The 15,726-nt window shown below is 71.8% G+C and carries 16 protein-coding genes; 13 read left to right on the top strand and 3 right to left on the bottom strand.

Going from position 1 to position 15,726, the window contains the following annotated elements:
• Positions 1 to 53: 53 nt before the first annotated feature.
• A complete protein-coding gene (locus ACZ7M3_RS22805; RefSeq protein WP_472065475.1) occupies positions 54 to 1,460 on the bottom strand; it encodes an MFS transporter in 1,407 nt (468 codons plus the stop codon).
• Positions 1,461 to 1,593: 133 nt separating this feature from the next.
• On the opposite strand from ACZ7M3_RS22805, the gene ACZ7M3_RS22800 reads away from it, so the two are divergent.
• The 4 genes from ACZ7M3_RS22800 to ACZ7M3_RS22785 all read left to right on the top strand — a co-directional run bounded on the left by ACZ7M3_RS22800 (position 1,594) and on the right by ACZ7M3_RS22785 (position 4,403).
• Positions 1,594 to 2,121 (top strand): winged helix-turn-helix transcriptional regulator, encoded by a 528-nt coding sequence (locus ACZ7M3_RS22800; protein WP_472065474.1) that lies wholly within the window; start codon positions 1,594 to 1,596, stop codon positions 2,119 to 2,121.
• Positions 2,122 to 2,197: 76 nt separating this feature from the next.
• On the top strand, positions 2,198 to 2,515 hold the full coding sequence (locus tag ACZ7M3_RS22795) for a DUF6412 domain-containing protein (protein ID WP_261687052.1): 318 nt from the start codon (positions 2,198 to 2,200) through the stop codon (positions 2,513 to 2,515).
• Positions 2,516 to 2,701: 186 nt separating this feature from the next.
• On the top strand, positions 2,702 to 3,409 hold the full coding sequence (gene yidC / locus ACZ7M3_RS22790) for a membrane protein insertase YidC (RefSeq protein WP_472065473.1): 708 nt from the start codon (positions 2,702 to 2,704) through the stop codon (positions 3,407 to 3,409).
• 136 nt (positions 3,410 to 3,545) lie between these two features.
• Entirely contained in the window at positions 3,546 to 4,403 is an 858-nt protein-coding gene (locus ACZ7M3_RS22785; RefSeq protein WP_060898963.1) for a fumarylacetoacetate hydrolase family protein, read from the top strand.
• Between the two features lie 237 nt (positions 4,404 to 4,640).
• Here ACZ7M3_RS22785 and ACZ7M3_RS22780 read toward each other — a convergent pair whose 3' ends face one another.
• On the bottom strand, positions 4,641 to 5,129 hold the full coding sequence (locus ACZ7M3_RS22780; protein ID WP_472065472.1) for a heme-degrading domain-containing protein: 489 nt from the start codon (positions 5,127 to 5,129) through the stop codon (positions 4,641 to 4,643).
• Positions 5,126 to 6,220, bottom strand: a complete 1,095-nt coding sequence (locus ACZ7M3_RS22775; protein WP_450428797.1) for a Gfo/Idh/MocA family oxidoreductase — start codon at positions 6,218 to 6,220, stop codon at positions 5,126 to 5,128. Before ACZ7M3_RS22775 ends, ACZ7M3_RS22780 begins: the two co-directional genes overlap by 4 nt.
• Before the next feature lie 48 nt (positions 6,221 to 6,268).
• Between ACZ7M3_RS22775 and ACZ7M3_RS22770 the strand changes: the two genes are divergently transcribed.
• From ACZ7M3_RS22770 to ACZ7M3_RS22730, 9 genes are all read left to right on the top strand, one after another.
• Positions 6,269 to 7,564, top strand: a complete 1,296-nt coding sequence (locus tag ACZ7M3_RS22770; RefSeq protein ID WP_472065471.1) for an ROK family transcriptional regulator — start codon at positions 6,269 to 6,271, stop codon at positions 7,562 to 7,564.
• A 291-nt stretch (positions 7,565 to 7,855) separates the two neighbouring features.
• Positions 7,856 to 8,890 carry a hypothetical protein gene (locus ACZ7M3_RS22765; RefSeq protein WP_472065470.1) on the top strand — a complete coding sequence of 345 codons (1,035 nt, stop codon included), beginning with the start codon at positions 7,856 to 7,858 and terminating at the stop codon, positions 8,888 to 8,890.
• Positions 8,891 to 8,938: 48 nt separating this feature from the next.
• On the top strand, positions 8,939 to 9,697 hold the full coding sequence (locus ACZ7M3_RS22760; RefSeq protein ID WP_095854452.1) for a GntR family transcriptional regulator: 759 nt from the start codon (positions 8,939 to 8,941) through the stop codon (positions 9,695 to 9,697).
• Positions 9,698 to 9,873: 176 nt separating this feature from the next.
• Positions 9,874 to 10,998, top strand: coding sequence for a TIGR03364 family FAD-dependent oxidoreductase (locus ACZ7M3_RS22755; RefSeq protein WP_472065469.1), 1,125 nt, complete (start codon positions 9,874 to 9,876; stop codon positions 10,996 to 10,998).
• Between the two features lie 5 nt (positions 10,999 to 11,003).
• On the top strand, positions 11,004 to 11,777 hold the full coding sequence (locus tag ACZ7M3_RS22750) for an HAD family hydrolase (RefSeq protein WP_472065468.1): 774 nt from the start codon (positions 11,004 to 11,006) through the stop codon (positions 11,775 to 11,777).
• Complete coding sequence (locus tag ACZ7M3_RS22745; RefSeq protein ID WP_472065467.1) at positions 11,774 to 12,859, top strand: ABC transporter ATP-binding protein; 1,086 nt, start codon at positions 11,774 to 11,776, stop codon at positions 12,857 to 12,859. The genes ACZ7M3_RS22750 and ACZ7M3_RS22745 overlap by 4 nt, the downstream gene beginning before the upstream one ends.
• The gene (locus ACZ7M3_RS22740) at positions 12,852 to 13,706 is read left to right on the top strand and encodes a 2-aminoethylphosphonate ABC transporter permease subunit (RefSeq protein ID WP_472065466.1); all 855 of its coding nucleotides are present in this window, start codon (positions 12,852 to 12,854) and stop codon (positions 13,704 to 13,706) included. Before ACZ7M3_RS22745 ends, ACZ7M3_RS22740 begins: the two co-directional genes overlap by 8 nt.
• The gene (locus tag ACZ7M3_RS22735; protein ID WP_472065465.1) at positions 13,693 to 14,490 is read left to right on the top strand and encodes an ABC transporter permease; all 798 of its coding nucleotides are present in this window, start codon (positions 13,693 to 13,695) and stop codon (positions 14,488 to 14,490) included. Before ACZ7M3_RS22740 ends, ACZ7M3_RS22735 begins: the two co-directional genes overlap by 14 nt.
• Positions 14,491 to 14,556: 66 nt before the next feature.
• Positions 14,557 to 15,642: a 2-aminoethylphosphonate ABC transporter substrate-binding protein gene (locus ACZ7M3_RS22730; RefSeq protein ID WP_472065464.1), complete on the top strand. Its 1,086-nt coding sequence runs from the start codon at positions 14,557 to 14,559 to the stop codon at positions 15,640 to 15,642.
• The last annotated feature ends 84 nt before the right edge of the window (positions 15,643 to 15,726 follow it).

Raw genomic sequence — 15,726 nt, 5'->3', positions numbered from 1 at the left:
CGCCCCGGAATCCGTCCCCTCCCCCCCGAGGGAACGGCCCCGCCCGGCCGGTGTCAGGCCCGGTCCCGAAGGGCCAGCACGCTCGCGCCCGCCACCAGCGCCAGCCCCGCCGAGACCGCGATCGCGATGTCCGCGCCGTGCGCGAGCCCGCCCGTGGAGGTGACGATCGCGATGGTCAGGGCCACGCCCGCGCACGAGCCGATGTAGCGGAACGTCTGCTGTGCGCCCGAGCCCATCGCGGCGCGGGTCGCGGGGACGGACTCGACCGCGACGAGCGGCAGCGCGGCGTTGAGGAGCCCGCTGCCGACGCCGGAGACGAGGAAGCCGGGCAGCAGACGGGTCCATGAACCGGCGTCGAGCGCGCCGAGCATCGTCAGGACGCCGACCGCGTGCAGCGCGAAGCCGAGGGCGAGTTGGTGGCGCGGGGAGACCCGGCCCGCGAGGCGCCGCACCTGCAGGGCGACCCCGAAGGAGAGCCCGGACCAGAGCAGGAACAGCCACGCCGTGTCCAGCGCGGACAGACCCAGGGTCTGCTGGAGCAGCGCCGGCAGGAAGCTGAACAGGCCGATCACCGCGAGGCCGGTGAACAGACCGCTCGCGGAGGAGGCGAGGAAGCGGCGGTGGCGGAGCAGGGAGAGGTCGATCATGGGTGTACGGGTTCGGTGTTCGACGAACACGAACGCCGTCGTCAGGACGACGAACGCCGCCAGCAGGAGGCCCACCGACGCGCGCAGCCAGCCGTCCCGGCCCAGGGTGAGTGCGGCCACCAGGGCGACCAGCGCCAGGCCGAAGGTGAAGGCGCCGGCCAGGTCGGGGCGACCGCCTCGGGAGGCCCGGGACTCGGTGAGGGCCCGGGTGCCCAGCAGAGCGACCAGGAGCGCGGCGGCGCCCAGGACGGCGTACGCGATCCGCCAGTTCAGGGTCTGGGCGATCGCACCGGCGAGCAGCGGGCCCAGGGCTATGCCGCCGCTGACGAACGCGCCCCACACGCCGGTCGCGTGCAGCCTGCCGCGGGCGGTCGGGAAGGCGTGGACGAGCAGGCCCAGGCTGCTGGCGAGGATCGCGGCGCTCGCCGCGCCCTGCGCGACGCGGGCCAGTGTGAACAGCCAGGTGGAGGTCGCGAGCGCGCCGAGCGCGGTGGTGATGCCGAGGGCGACGGTGCCGGAGAGGAAGATCCGGCGGCGACCGTAGTCGTCGGCGAGGCTGCCCGCGACCAGGAGCAGTGCGGCGAGGCCCAGCGGGGTGCCGTTGAGCAGCCAGGCCTGGGCGGAGACGGGGGTGTGCAGCGCGGCGGCGGTGTCGGGGAGCGTGACCATCGGCGCGGTGTACGTCATCAGGGCCACGGCGGTGGCGGCGCTGGTGACGGCGAGGGTGGCGGTCGCCCGCGGGGGTGTCTCGAGGTGTGTGCCGGGGGGTGCCGAGGACGCCTTCGCGGTGGTGGCGTGATCGAGCTGGGACATGGTCTGCCCTTCGGGCTCCGGAGCGGATCGGTGGAAGGGTAGGTTCAGTCAATGAACCATCCCTGTGGGTCGACCGTAGCATCTTAGGTTCGTTCATTGAACTGACTTGTCGAAAAGTGGCTACAGTGGGGTCATGGCTCTCGGCAAGGACTACGCGACGCAGGAGTGCTCGATCGCCGGCGCGCTCGAGATCGTGGGCGAGCGGTGGACGCTCCTCGTCGTGCGCGACGCGCTCTACGGCGTACGGCGCTACAACGACTTCCTCGTCCACCTCGGCATCCCGCGTGCCGTCCTCGCGTCCCGCCTCCAGATGCTGACCGCCGAGGGCATCCTCGAGAAGCGCCGCTACCGGGAGTCGCCGCCGCGCGACGAGTACGTCGTCACCGACCGCGGCATCGCCCTGTGGCCGACCCTGCGCTCACTCGGGCGGTGGGGCCGCGAGCACCTTGGCGAGGCGCGGCTGCGCTACTTCCGGCATGCGACCTGCGGTACGGAACTCGGCTCGTACGGCGAATGTGCCACGTGTGGAACCGTCGTGCCCGTCCCGGACGTCGAAATGGTGCCGGGACCCGGACTCGATCCGGACCCGGCGGATCCGGTCAGCCGGGCGCTGCTCAAGCCCAAGCGGTTGCTGGAGCCGATCGACACCGGTCACGCATAAGATCGACACCGGTCACGCGTAAGCAGGTACGGGGGACGTGAGCCCGCGTACGAGAGGGCGAGAGGAGGGGTGGTCCGTGGTCCGGAGCTCGGCGCACGTACGCCCTGTCGCCCTTCTGCTCGTGCTGCTCCTCGAACTCGCCGTGCTGGACGCCGGAAGTCTCCCGACGGCCGTCGCCGTCGCGTTCACCGCGACCGCCGCGGCCGGGGCCGCGCTCGCCGTCTGCGCCCTCATCGGCTCGCGCAGCGCGTCCGCCGTCCCGCGTACGCGGGTTCGTACGGCGATCCGCGACCGTGAGCACCGTACGGCGTTCCTGCCCCAACGTGATCCCGACGCCTCGGGGCGTCCGCGCCCCCGAGCGCCCGGGCGGGCCCTCCTGACGGCCGCCGCGTAGGGATCCCGGCAGGAACTCGCCAGAACTCGCCAGTCGTACAACCCCTGTCTGCGTACCCCGCGCGGGTCGTCATGCCGACGCGTCATTTCTCATTCCGGCACGACGAGACCCCCGGAGGGCTCATCCATGTCCACCTCCATGCCCACCTTCACGTCCGCCTCCATGTCAGCTTTCACGCCCGCACCCATGTCCGCTTTCGCCGGGCTGGTCGAGCGGCTCGCCGATCTGCTCGAACCGCTGTTCCATGCTTCCGCTGCCGCCGCCGCGATCGTCCTGTTCACCGCGCTCGTACGACTGCTCGTGCATCCCCTGTCCCGGGCGGCGGCGCGGGGACAGCGGGCGCGTGCCGGGTTGCAGCCGCGGATCGCCGAGCTGCGCAAGAAGTATCGGAAGGATCCCGAGAGGATGCGGAAGGCGGTGCTGGAACTGCACGCGAAGGAGAAGGTGTCGCCGCTGTCCGGGATTCTGCCCGGGCTCCTTCAGCTGCCGGCCTTCTTTCTTCTCTACCACCTGTTTTCCAGTTCCACCGTCGGCGGTGAGGCCAACGAGCTGCTGAGCCACCAGTTGTTCGCCGCGCCGCTCGGCGGGCGGTGGCTGGACGTGCTCGGGGGCGGCGGGGTGTTCGGTGCCGCAGGGCTTGTCTACCTCGCTCTGTTCGTGGTGGTCGGCGCGGTCGCCGTCTTCAACTACCGGCGTACGAAGCGGACGATGGCCGCCTCGGCGCCTGCGGCCGACGGGGCGGAGGTGCCCGGCCTCGGTGCGGTGAGTGCGTTTGTGCCGTTCCTGTCCTTCTTCACGCTCGTCACCGTGGCGGTGGTGCCGCTGGCCGCCGCGTTGTACGTGGTGACCAGTACGGCTTGGAGTGCTGTGGAGCGTGCGGTCCTGTATCCCTGAGGGTGTGGTGGCGGTGTGGCGGCGGTCCAGTCCGTGAACGGGGTATTGCGGAGTGGACGTGGAGCTTGGAGGATCGACCAGTCCTCCGATGGCTGCACCCGTCGGTGGCTGCCCGCGATCGAGGGAGACTGTGATCATGAAGCTGCTGCGAGTCGGTACGGCGGGATCGGAGCGGCCCGCGCTGCTCGACGCCGAAGGGATTCTCCGGGATCTGTCGGGAGTCGTGCCGGACATCGACGGGGCGCTGCTCGCCGACGACGCGGCGCTCGGGCGGGTCCGTGCGGCCGCCGAGTCGGGGGAACTGCCCGTGCTGGACGCGGACGGGTTGCGCGTCGGGCCGCCGCTCGCCCGGATCGGCAAGATCGTCTGCATCGGGCTCAACTACCACGACCATGCCCGCGAGACCGGGGCCGAGCCGCCTGCCGAGCCGGTGATCTTCTTCAAGGCGGCGGACACGGTGGTCGGGCCTGACGACACCGTGCTCGTGCCGCGCGGGTCGGTCAAGACCGACTGGGAGGTCGAACTCGCGGTCGTCATCGGGCGTACCGCCCGCTATCTGGAGTCGCACGAGGAGGCGCTCGCGCGTGTCGCCGGGTACGCGGTGGCGCACGACGTCTCCGAGCGGGAGTTCCAGATCGAGCGCGGGGGGACGTGGGACAAGGGGAAGAACTGCGAGACGTTCAATCCGCTGGGGCCGTGGCTGGTGACGGCGGACGAGGTTTCCGACCCGCAGGATCTTTCGCTGAAGCTGTGGGTGAACGGTGAGCTGAAGCAGGACGGGACCACGGCCGAGCAGATCTTTTCGGTGGCGGAAGTGGTCCGGTACGTCAGTCAGTTCATGACGCTCTATCCGGGGGACGTCATCAATACGGGGACGCCGGCGGGGGTTGCGTTGGGGCAGCCGGAGCCGAAGCCGTATCTGCGGGCCGGGGATGTGGTGGAGTTGGAGATCGGGGGGTTGGGCAGGCAGCGGCAGGAGTTCAAACCGGCGTAGGCACTCCGTTGGGTTTGGCGGGGGGTGCGGGTGGGTTTGGGGTGCGTTGTCGGGTGCCGGTTCGTCGTGGCTGGTCGCGCAGTTCCCCGCGCCCCCAAAAAGATTGCGCAGTTCCCCGCGCCCCTAAAAGACTGCGCAGTTCCCCGCGCCCCTGAAGGATTGCGCAGTTCCCCGCGCCCCTAAGAGAATTCGCAGTTCCCCGCGCCCCTGAAAAGAACAGGGGCGCGGGTGCGGGGCTTACCTTTCCAGGAACTGGTGGAGGGCCTTGGTGACCATGGCGTGGTCTTCCAGTTGGGGGAGGCCCGAGACCACCACCGTGCCGATGACGCCCGCGCCCTCGACCGCGAGGGGGAACGCGCCGCCGTGGGCCGCGTAGGTGTCGGGGTCGAGGCGGGAGGACGCCTCGAAGGTGGTGCCCTTGGCGCGGAAGCGGGTGCCGACGAGGAGCGAGGAGCAGCCGTAGCGCTCGACGACGCGGCGCTTGCGGTCGATCCAGGCGTCGTTGTCCGGGGTCGAACCGGGCAGCGCGGCGTGGAAGAGCTGCTGGCCGCCGCGGCGGATGTCGATGGCGACCGGAGCGGCGGCCTCACGGGCCATGCTCACGAGCAGGGTGCCCAGCGTCCACGCGTCGTCGTACGTGAAGTGGGGGAGGACCAGTTGGCGCTCCTGGGACTCCAGTTCCGTGATCTGTTCCGCGAGCAGCCGCGCGGTGTCCTCGGTGCTCACAGGGACACCGCCGTGCCCTCGGTGGCGGAGCGGCGGGCCGCCTCCAGGACGTCGAGGGCGGCCGCGGCCTCCTGCGCGGTGACCGGGTTCGGGGCGCCGTCGCGGAGGGCGGCGGCGATGGCCGCGTAGTACGCGGGGTACGCGCCCGGGAGCGTGGGCTCGGGGCGGCCGCCACCCGTGAGCGGGGACTCGCCGGAGCCGACGCGGCCCCACAGGGACTCGGGCTCGACACCCCACTCGGCGCTCGCGTCGGGACGCTTGCCCTCGCGCAGGTCCGCCTCCTGCGGGTCGAGGCCGTGCTTCACGTAACCGGCCGCCGAGCCCAGGACGCGGAAGCGCGGGCCGAGTTGGGCGGTCGTCGCGGAGACGTAGAGGTGGGAGCGGACACCGTTCGTGTGCGTGATCGCGATGAAGGTGTCGTCGTCGGTCTGCGCACCGGGGCGGCGGACGTCCGTCTCGGCGTACACCGAGGCCGCGGGGCCGAAGAGGACGAGGGCCTGGTCGACGACGTGGCTGCCGAGGTCGTAGAGGAGACCTCCGATCTCTGCCGGGTCGCCGGACTCGCGCCAGCCACCCTTCGGCTGCGGACGCCACCGCTCGAAACGGGACTCGAAGCGCCATACGTCGCCCAGCTCACCCTCGTCGAGCAGCTTGCGGAGGGTCAGGAAGTCGTTGTCCCAGCGGCGGTTCTGGAAGACGGAGAGGAGCAGGCCGCGCTCGTCGGCCAGCGCGGCCAGCTCGCGAGCCTCCGCCGCCGTACCGGCGAGGGGCTTGTCGACGACGACCGGCAGGCCCGCCTTGAGGGCGGCGGTCGCGAGCGGGACGTGGGTCTTGTTCGGGGAGGCGATGACGATCAGGTCCAGCTCGTCGGCGCGCGCCCAGAGCTCTTCGGGCGTGGCGGCGAACGAGACTCCGTCGCCGAACTCGGCGCGGGCCTGCTCCTGCCGCTCCGGGTTCGAGGTGACGATCGTGTCCAGGGCCAGGCCCTCGGTCGTGGCGATCAGCGGGGCGTGGAAGACGGACCCCGCGAGGCCGTAACCGATGAGGGCCACGCGGAGGGGGGTGCCAGTCGTGCCAGTCGTACCAGTCATGGCGTCCACTTTCGCAACGCTGTTGCCAAAGTGCAAGCGCGGGGGACAATGGCGTACGTGAACAGGACCAACGCCGAGTCGGGAGCCAATCTGCTCGCCCTGCGCAGCCACAATGCCGCGCTCGTGCTCGATCTGCTGCGCACGGCCGGGGAGGGCGGTATCAGCCGGCTCGAACTCGCCGAGCGCACCGGGCTGACCCCGCAGGCCGTCAGCAAGATCACCGCTCGGCTGCGGGCGGACGGGCTGGTGGCGGAGGCGGGGCGCCGCGCGTCGACCGGCGGCAAGCCGCGGACCGTGCTGCGGCTCGTGCCCGAGGCCGGACACGCGGTCGGGCTCCACCTCGACCGCGACGAGGTGACGGTCGTGCTGTGCGACCTCACCGGCGCGGTGGTCGCCGAGCGGCGGGTTCCGCTCGATCTGGGGGCCGGGGCGGAGGCGGTCGTCGAGTCGGCGGCGGGGGAGGTCGAGGCGCTGCTCGCGGGGGCCGGGGTGTCCGTACTGGGCGTGGGCGTCGCCCTGCCGGGGCCGCTCGACCATGCCCGGGGTGTACTGCATCGGGTCACCGGGTTTCCCGAGTGGGACGGGTTCCCGTTGCGGGACGCGCTGGCGGGGCGGCTCGGGGTGCCCGTGGTGGTGGACAAGGACACGAACGCGGCCGCGTTGGGGATCGCGGTGGTGGGGAGTGGGGTCGGGGCGCTGGGGGGTGGCGCCTCTGGCTCCGCTGGTTCCTCTGGTCCCGCTGGCTCCGCTGGCTCCGCTGGTCCCGCTGGTCCCGCTGGTCCCGCTGGTCCCGCTGGTCCCGCTGGTTCCTCTGGCCCCTCTGGCCCCTCTGGCCCCTCTGGCCCCTCTGGTCTCTCCGGTCTCTCCGGTCCTCTCGAATCCTTCGCCTATCTGCATCTCGGTACGGGGCTCGGGGCGGGGCTCGTGATCGGTGGGGGCGTGCACCGGGGGGCGCGTACCGGGGCGGGGGAGTTCGGGCATCAGGTCATCCAGCTGGACGGGCCCCCGTGCGGCTGCGGCAACCGTGGCTGCATCGAGGCGTTGTGCCTCGCCGCGGTGGACCGTGGTGCCGTGGGCGAGGCGGCGCGGGTGCTCGGGGTGGGCGCCGCGAATCTGGTGGGACTGTTGGACATCGACCTCGTGCTGCTCGGCGGGCGTACCGTCGCCGCGCATGAGGAGGCCTTCGTACGGGGTGTCGGTGCCGTTCTTGAGGAACGGGCCCGGCTGGAGGGCGTGGACGACGGGGCCATTCCGGTGCGGGTGGCGCCCGGTGGGGCGCGTGGGGTCGCGGAGGGCGCGGCGCAGTTGCTGCTGGCGCCGTTGTTCGGGCGCGGGGAGGACTGAGCGGCTCGGCTGTTCGGGGCGGTTCCCCGGCGGGTGACTCGGCTGTTCGGAGCTGGTTCCCGGCCGGGTGGCTTGACTGTCCGGAGAGGCTTCGGGGGCGGGGTGACTCGGCCGTTCGGGGGGACTTCGGGGGCCGGGCGGGGTGTGTCGCGGGCGTGGCGGGGCGGTGGGCGCAGGCCGGTGTGGGACGGTCACGGGGCCGTTGCCCTGTACGCCGTTGCCCGCACCGCCCGACGCATCCGACCCCTTTCCCGACCCCTTCCCGCCGCCCTTGATCGGCAAAGGCCCCTCATGCGACTGCGCAAGACCAGCCTCTTCGCCCTGACCGCCGTTGCCCCCGCCCTGGGGCTCGGGCTCGCACCGCCGGCCGCCGCCCATGCGCTCACGCCTCTCGGGCCCACCGCGAGCCCCCGCCCCACCTGCGCCGCGCCCGACACCCGGGCCTTCCCGATCAAGACCCGGATCCACGACGGACCGGACGCATACGACGTCGGCGGCGACTTCCGGACCTGGTACATCGACCTGACCAACACCACCGCGCACACCTGCGGAAACATCCACCCGATCGTCGTGCTCGTGGACAGCAAGCGGGTGCTGCGGCCGGAACAGGCGCGGCTGGAGTTCTACGAGGGGGAGCGCACGCATCCCGTCGAGTTCGAGAAGAGCGACCAGGACGAGAACGTCGGGGCGTTCGACGACGGGTTCCCGGGGTTCACGGTCGGACCCGGCCGGACGCTCACCGTGAAGGTCAGGCTGTCCGTGACCTCCGACGCCGCCGTGCCGAACGACGTCGTCGCCAACGCGGCCGTGGTGCAGCGCCACAACAACGACGGGGACTGGGTCGGAGAGTCGAACGCGTACCGCTTCCGGATCGACGACGAGAGCAGGACGAGCGACGGCGACGTTGTGGAGGCCGGGGGCACCGGGGGCACTGGGGACGGCAGTGACGGTGGCGGCGATGGCGGAGGTGACGGCGGAGGCGGCGGCGGTACGAGCGCGGCTCCCGACGCCAGCGCCACCGCCGCCGGCACCGGCAACAGCAGTGGCAACAGCACCGGCAGGAGCACGGACGGCGTCACCGGCACGGGCACCGGCACCAGCAGCCCCACCGGTACCGGTGACGGCAGCGACGGCGGTGACGGTGACGGTGACGCCGCGGGAAAGGAACGGGACGGGTCCTCGTCGGCGGACGACGGGCCCTCGTCCGCCGACGAGTTGGCCATGACCGGGCCGCGCGAGGCCGCCCTGGCGGTGGGCGTCGTCCTGCTCGCCGCCGGAGGCGTGCTGCTGGTGGCCTCCCGCTGGTCCCGGTTCCGGCGTCGCTGAGCCCTCCCACCGGCGCAGCGCCCGTACCGCATCTGCGACCATCCCCCCGTGGACTACCCGAACGACCAATCGCCCGGCGCCCCCGTCCGCTCCGGCATCCCGGAGCACGGCCGTATCCCGAAGTACTACGCGGTCAAGGCGCACATCGCCGTGCTGATCGAGGAGTTGGGCGAAGGGGGTCTGCTGCCCACCGAGCGCGATCTCGCCGAGACGTACGAGGTGGCCCGCGAGACCGTACGGCAGGCCCTGCGGGAGCTGCTGCTCGAAGGCAAGCTGCGGCGGCAGGGGCGCGGCACGGTCGTCGCGGGGCCGAAACTGGAGCAGCCGCTCTCCCTCGCGAGCTACACCGAAGGCGTACGGCGGCAGGGGCGCACCCCCGGTCGTACGCTCATCTCGCTCGACCGCTTCCCGTGCCCGCAGGCGCTGGCCACCGAGGCGGGGCTGACGCGCGGCGAGCCCGTCTGGCACATGGAGCGCGTGCTGCTCGCCGACGACGAGCGGGTCGGTCTGGAGAGCACGTACGTCGCCGTGGCCCGGGTGCCCGACCTCGACCGTGACTTCGACCCCGACTCCTCCTTCTACGCCTACCTCCACGACCGGCTCGGCATCGCGTTCGGTGACGCGGACGAGCGGATCGAGACGGTGCTGGCGACGCCGCGCGAGGCGCTGCTCATCGGTACGCCGCCCGCGCTGCCGATGCTGCTGATCCACCGGGTCTCGCGGGACACGAAGGGCCGGCCGCTGGAGCGGGTGCGGACGCTGTACCGGGGGGACCGGTTCTCGTTCACGGCGCACCTGGGCAGGTGACGTTCCGCGTACCTCGGCGGCTGACGCGCGGCGGGCCGGGGCGGGCTCGGGCTCGTCCTTTCGGTCAAGTAGTGTCACGAGAAGATAACGGGTCTAGCCCAAATGTGATGGGCGGTTCACCATCTGGTTGCTGTCCGGACCCCTTCGATTCCCCCTTCCCGAGGAGCGTGGCCGTTGTGAGAGTGATAGTCGTCGGAGCCGGCGTGGTGGGTACCCTGCACGCCTGGCACGCAGTGGAACGCGGCCACGAGGTCGTACAGATCGAGCGTGAGGCGGAGGCCCGCGGGGCCTCGCTGCGCAACTTCGGGCAGATCTGGGTGAGTGGTCGCGCCGGAGGAGAGGAGCTGGAGACCGCCCTGCGGGCGCGGGAGCTGTGGGAGGAGATCGGGGCACGTGTCCCGGGCGTCGGTTTCCGGGCGTGCGGATCGCTGACCCCCGTGCGCAACTCGCGCGAACTCGCCGTCGCCGAGGCCGCCCTGGCCCGCGAGGACGCCGCCGACCGCGGCTACAAACTGCTCGCCGCGGACGAGGCGCGCGCGGTGAACCCCGCCCTGCGGGGTGCCTTCGAAGCGGCCCTGTTCTGCGAGCGCGACGCGGCCGTCGAGCCGCGCACGGCCCAACTCGCCCTCCGCGCCGAGCTGTCGAAGTCCCCGAACTACACCTTCCTGCCGGGGCGCGAGGTCCGGGACGTCGTCGGAGAGCACGCCGTGCGCGACGACCACGGGGACGTCCACACCGGTGACGTCGTCGTGCTGTGCACGGGCGCCTGGCTGGGCGGTCTCGTACGGGAGCTGGCCGGGCCCGAGCTGCCCGTACGGCGGGTGCGGCTGCAGATGATGCAGACCGAACCGCTGGGCGAGCCGCTCACCACCTCCGTCGCCGACGCCGACAGCTTCCGGTACTACCCCGCGTACCGCAGCCCCGCCCTCGACGACCTGGACGCACACCAGCCGCAGGCCCCGATCGCGGCCGCGCACCGGATGCAACTGCTCATGGTGCAGCGCGCGGACGGCGGGCTGACCATCGGCGACACCCACGAGTACGAGCACCCCTTCGCCTTCGACACCCTCGAAGACCCCTACGAGCACCTCACCGAGGTCGTCGAGTCCTTCCTCGGTCGCCCGCTGCCGAAGATCCGGCGCCGCTGGGCCGGGGTGTACGCGCAGTGCACCGACCCGAGCCGCGTCGTGCACCGGCAGCGGGTGCGGGACGGGGTGTGGCTGGTCACCGGGCCCGGCGGGCGCGGCATGACCTGCTCGCCCGCCATCGCCGAAACGACCGCCGACGAGCTGGGATGGTGAAGGAAATGACCGAGGACATACGACTCGTCGTGCTCGACATGGCGGGCACCACCGTCGCCGACGGCGGCCTGGTGGAGCAGGCCTTCGCCGTGGCCGCCGGGGAGCTGGGCGTCGAGCCCGGGTCCGCCGACCACACCAGGAAGCTCGACCACGTGCGGGCCACCATGGGCGAGTCCAAGATCTCCGTCTTCCGGCACCTGTTCGGCGAGGAGTCCCTCGCCCGGCGGGCCAACGCCGCCTTCGAGAAGGCGTACGGGGAACTCGTCGACGGTGGGCGCCTCGCGCCGATCGCCGGGGCGCGCGAGGCGATCGAGGAACTCCAGGCGGGCGGCCGTACCGTCGTCCTGACCACCGGGTTCGCCCGCGTCACCCAGGACGCCATCCTCGATGCCCTCGGCTGGCAGGGGCTGGTGCCGCTCACGCTGTGCCCGGCCGACGCCGGAGGCCGCGGACGGCCGTACCCCGACATGGTCCTGGAGGCCTTCCTGCGCACCAAGGCGGCGGAGGGCGTCCAGCAGGTCGCGGTCGTGGGCGACACCTCGTACGACATGCTCAGCGGCGTACGCGCCGGGGCGGGCGTGGTGGCCGGTGTGCTCACCGGGGCGCACGGCGACGAGGTGCTGCGCGCGGCCGGGGCCGGCCATGTGCTCGGCTCGGTGGCCGAACTTCCCGCCCTGCTCGACGGACCCACCGGAGACGAACCGCTCCCCGGAGACGAACGGCTCCCTGGAGACAACCCGCTCCCCGGAGCCGATCCACATCCCGGAGCCGGGCGGTGAGCGGCGGCAGCGGCATCCGCTTCGACCGGGTGTCCGTCGCGTACGACGGCACCACGGTCCTCGACTCCCTCGACCTCACCGTCGAGCCCGGCGAGGTGATGGCGCTGCTCGGGCCGTCCGGGTCCGGGAAGACCACCGCGCTGCGGGCCGTCGCCGGGTTCGTGCGGCCCGCCTTTGGCCGGGTGTTCATCGGCGACCGGGACGTGACCGCGCTGCCGCCCCACCGGCGCGGCGTCGGCATGGTGGTGCAGCAGTACGCGCTGTTCCCGCACATGCGGGTCGAGGACAACGTCGCCTTCGGGCTCAGGGCGCAGAAGGTCGCCAAGGGCGAGATCCGCGGACGGGTCGCCGAGGCGCTGGAGATGACCGGGATGGCGGCCTACGCCCGGCGCCATCCGCGGGAACTGTCCGGCGGGCAGCAGCAGCGGGTCGCCATCGCGCGGGCGCTCGCCATCCGGCCCGGTGTCCTCCTCCTCGACGAGCCGCTGTCCGCGCTCGACGCGCAGCTGCGGTCGGGGATGCTGGCCGAACTCGCGCGGCTGCACCGGGAGTTGCCCGACATGTCGATCCTGTACGTCACCCACGACCAGATCGAGGCGCTGACGCTGGCCGACCGGATCGCGGTCATGGACAAGGCGCGGTTGCAGGACGTGGGGACGCCGCGGGAGCTGTACCGGGCGCCGAGGACCGCGTTCACGGCGTCGTTCGTGGGCAACGCGAACCTGTTGCCGGTGACGGTGGGCGCGGGGGGTGTCGTCTTCGGCGGGACCGAGTTCAAGGTGTCGACGGGCCATGCCGTCGAGGGCGCGAGCGCCACGCTGTGCGTACGGCCGCACCTCGTCGGACTCGGCGGGGGACCCAACGCCCTCACCGGGTCGGTGGCCGAGGTGCAGTGGCGCGGTGCCACCCACCGGCTCTACGTCGACGTGGGCGGACACCGACTCAAGGTGGACCTGCGGGAGTTGCGGCAGCCGCCCGCTCTCGGGGAGGAGATCACCGTGCACTTCGCACCCGAGGACGCGGTGCTGCTCTCCGCCGAGGTGACCCCAGAGGCGACCGCAGAGGTGACCGGGGATGTCTAGCGCCCTGCCGGCCACCAGGTCCCGTCCGCGCATACCGACCTGGGCCTGGGCCCTGCCGCCCGTCGCCGTCCTCGGACTCGTCTTCCTCTACCCCCTCGCGCTCGTCGTCCAGCAGTCCTTCCAGCCGGACACCGGGGGCACCTCCCTCCAGCCGTACGCCGACGTCCTCGCGTCCGCGTCCTTCCTGGAGGCCCTCCGTACGACCGTCTGGATCGCCGTCGCGGCGACCGTCGGCGCTCTCGTGCTCGGGTTCGTGCTCGCCCTGGTCATCGCGTTCGTGCCGTTCCCCGGCGGGAAGGCCGTCGCCAGGTTCATCGACGTCTTCCTGTCCTTCCCGTCCTTCCTGATCACGCTCGCGCTGCTGTTCATCTACGGCACGGTGGGCATCGCCAACGGGCTGTGGACGGACGTGACCGGTGCCGCCGAGGGGCCGTTCCAGTTCCTCACCACCCCGTGGGGGGTCCTCCTCGCCGAGATCACGTACTTCACCCCGTTCGTGATGCGGCCCCTGCTCGCCGCCTTCTCGGGGATCGACACCGCCCAGCTGGAGGTGGCGTCCTCCCTCGGGGCGCGGCCCGCCCGGATCGTGCGGCAGGTGATCCTGCCCGAGGCGCTGCCCGCGCTCGCGGCCGGCGGCAGCCTCGTCCTCGTGCTCTGCCTCAACGAGTTCGGGATCGTGCTGTTCACCGGGGCGAAGGGCGTCACGACCCTGCCGATGCTCGTCTACAGCAAGGCGATCCTGGAGTCCGACTATCCGGGCGCGTGCGTGGTCGCCGTCGTCAACGTCCTCGTCTCCGTCGGGCTCTACGGCCTCTACCGGGTGGTGAGCCGCCGTGCTGGTGCATAGCCGCAAGGGGAGGTGGGCCACCTGGGCCGTCTTCTTCCTGCTCTTCCTGCCCCTGTTCGCCCTGCCGCTCCTCGTCGTCCTCGCCGCGTCGTTCGCCACGAACTGGTCGAGCGCGCTCCCGTCCGGCTTCACCACCGGGCACTACACGGCCGCCACCCGCGGCGCGTCCCTCCAGGCCCTCACCACCAGCCTGGTCACGGCGGTCACCGCGAGCCTGCTCGCCCTGGTCGTCGGCACCTGGGCGGCGCTCGCCGCGCACGCGCTCAAGAAACACGGCAGGCGGATCCTGGACGCCCTGTTCATGCTGCCGGTCGCCGTGCCCTCGGTCGTCGTGGGCCTCGCGATCCTCGTCGCCTTCTCGCAACCGCCGATGCTGCTCAACGGCACCCGGTGGATCGTCGTGCTCGCGCACACCGTGCTGGTCACGGCCTTCGCCCACCAGTCGGTGTCGGCCGCCCTCGCCCGTCTCGACCCGGCCTACGAACAGGCCGCGGCCTCGCTCGGGGCCCGGCCCTCGTACGTGCTGTGGCGGGTGCGGCTGCCGCTGCTGCTGCCCTCGCTGACCGCCGCCGCGGGGCTCTGCTTCGCCCTGTCCATGGGCGAGCTGAGCGCCACCATGATGCTCTACCCGCCCGACTGGACCCCGCTTCCCGTCCAGATCTACGCGGCCTCGGACCGCGGCGCCCTCTTCACCGGCTCCGCGCTCGCGGTCGTCCTCATGACCACGACGGTGCTCGTCCTGTTCGCCGTCTCCCGGATCCGCACCAAGGCCTCCTACCGCTGACCCCGATCCGATCCTGATCGGCCAACCTTCCCAACCTTCCCAACATCGCAAGGAGTTCATCTCGCCATGCCCAGAAACCTCCACCACCTCAAGCCGATCGCCGCCGTCGTCGGCAGCCTCGCCCTCGCCGCCACCCTCACCGCCTGCGGCGGCGCCTCCAGCGCCTCCGACGCCAAGGTCGTCACCGTCTACAGCGCCGACGGCCTCAAGGGCGAGAACGGCGACGGCTGGTACGACCAGGTCTTCAAGGACTTCGAGAAGCAGACCGGGATCAAGGTCAAGTACGTCGAGGGCGGCTCGGGCGAGATGGTCCAGCGCGCCGTCCGCGAGAAGACCAACCCGCAGGCCGACGTCCTCGTCACCCTCCCCCCGTTCATCCAGCAGGCCGACGGCAAGGGGCTGCTGCAGAAGTACACCCCGAAGGGCTCCGACCAGGTCGCCGGCGGCGACAAGGCCGCCGACGGCACCTGGACCTGCGTCGTCAACAACTACTTCGGCTTCGTCTACGACAAGAAGGAGCTGAAGCAGGCCCCCACCACCTGGGAGGAGCTGCTCGACGCGCGGTACAAGAACAAGCTCCAGTACTCCACCCCGGGCGTCGCCGGAGACGGAACCGCCGTGCTCGTCAAGGCGATCCACGACTTCGGCGGCAAGGAGCAGGCGCTCGCCTACCTGAAGAAGCTCCAGGCCAACAACGTCGGCCCGTCCGCCTCCACCGGCAAGCTCGCGCCCAAGGTCGACAAGGGCGAACTCCTCGTCGCGAACGGCGACGTCCAGATGAACTACGCCCAGTCCAAGGACATGCCGAACCTGGGCATCTGGTTCCCGAAGGCCACGGACAAGGCCGCCGACGCCGCCGGGAAGCCCACCACCTTCGCCCTCCCGTACGCCGCGGGACTCGTCACCAAGGCCCCGCACTCGGACAACGGCAGGAAACTCCTCGACTTCATGCTCTCCGCCAAGGCGCAGCAGCAGGTCAGCGAGATCGGCGGCGGTTTCTCCGCACGCAAGGACGTCAAGGCCACCGACGCGAACGCCATCGCCCTGACCAAGCTCATGGACGGCGTCGCGCTCTTCGAGCCGGACTGGGCCGACATCGACAAGAACCTGACCTCGTACGTCGAGGACTGGAAGACGGCCACGGGAAGCTGACACTCCCCCCTGACTAGGCTGGGGGCGTCGGCACAGCGTCGTTCCGGCGCCCCCGGATCGTGTGCGTACGTACGCCAGGACGGC

The organism is Streptomyces sp. NPDC111656 (assembly GCF_055656965.1).
The sequence above is the reverse complement of the archived record's forward strand: the minus strand, read 5'-3'. Positions and strand labels throughout refer to the sequence as shown.

Bases quoted from the DNA above. Each gene is read 5' to 3' on its own strand.
- ACZ7M3_RS22765 (WP_472065470.1), top strand. From the start codon at position 7,856: ATGCGACTGCGCAAGACCAGCCTCTTCGCCCTGACCGCCGTTGCCCCC.
- ACZ7M3_RS22800 (WP_472065474.1), top strand. From the start codon at position 1,594: ATGGCTCTCGGCAAGGACTACGCGACGCAGGAGTGCTCGATCGCCGGC.
- ACZ7M3_RS22770 (WP_472065471.1), top strand. From the start codon at position 6,269: ATGGCGTACGTGAACAGGACCAACGCCGAGTCGGGAGCCAATCTGCTC.
- ACZ7M3_RS22805 (WP_472065475.1), bottom strand. From the start codon at position 1,460: ATGTCCCAGCTCGATCACGCCACCACCGCGAAGGCGTCCTCGGCACCC.
- yidC (WP_472065473.1), top strand. From the start codon at position 2,702: ATGTCCGCTTTCGCCGGGCTGGTCGAGCGGCTCGCCGATCTGCTCGAA.
- ACZ7M3_RS22740 (WP_472065466.1), top strand. From the start codon at position 12,852: ATGTCTAGCGCCCTGCCGGCCACCAGGTCCCGTCCGCGCATACCGACC.
- ACZ7M3_RS22750 (WP_472065468.1), top strand. From the start codon at position 11,004: ATGACCGAGGACATACGACTCGTCGTGCTCGACATGGCGGGCACCACC.
- ACZ7M3_RS22775 (WP_450428797.1), bottom strand. From the start codon at position 6,220: ATGACTGGTACGACTGGCACGACTGGCACCCCCCTCCGCGTGGCCCTC.
- ACZ7M3_RS22785 (WP_060898963.1), top strand. From the start codon at position 3,546: ATGAAGCTGCTGCGAGTCGGTACGGCGGGATCGGAGCGGCCCGCGCTG.
- ACZ7M3_RS22730 (WP_472065464.1), top strand. From the start codon at position 14,557: ATGCCCAGAAACCTCCACCACCTCAAGCCGATCGCCGCCGTCGTCGGC.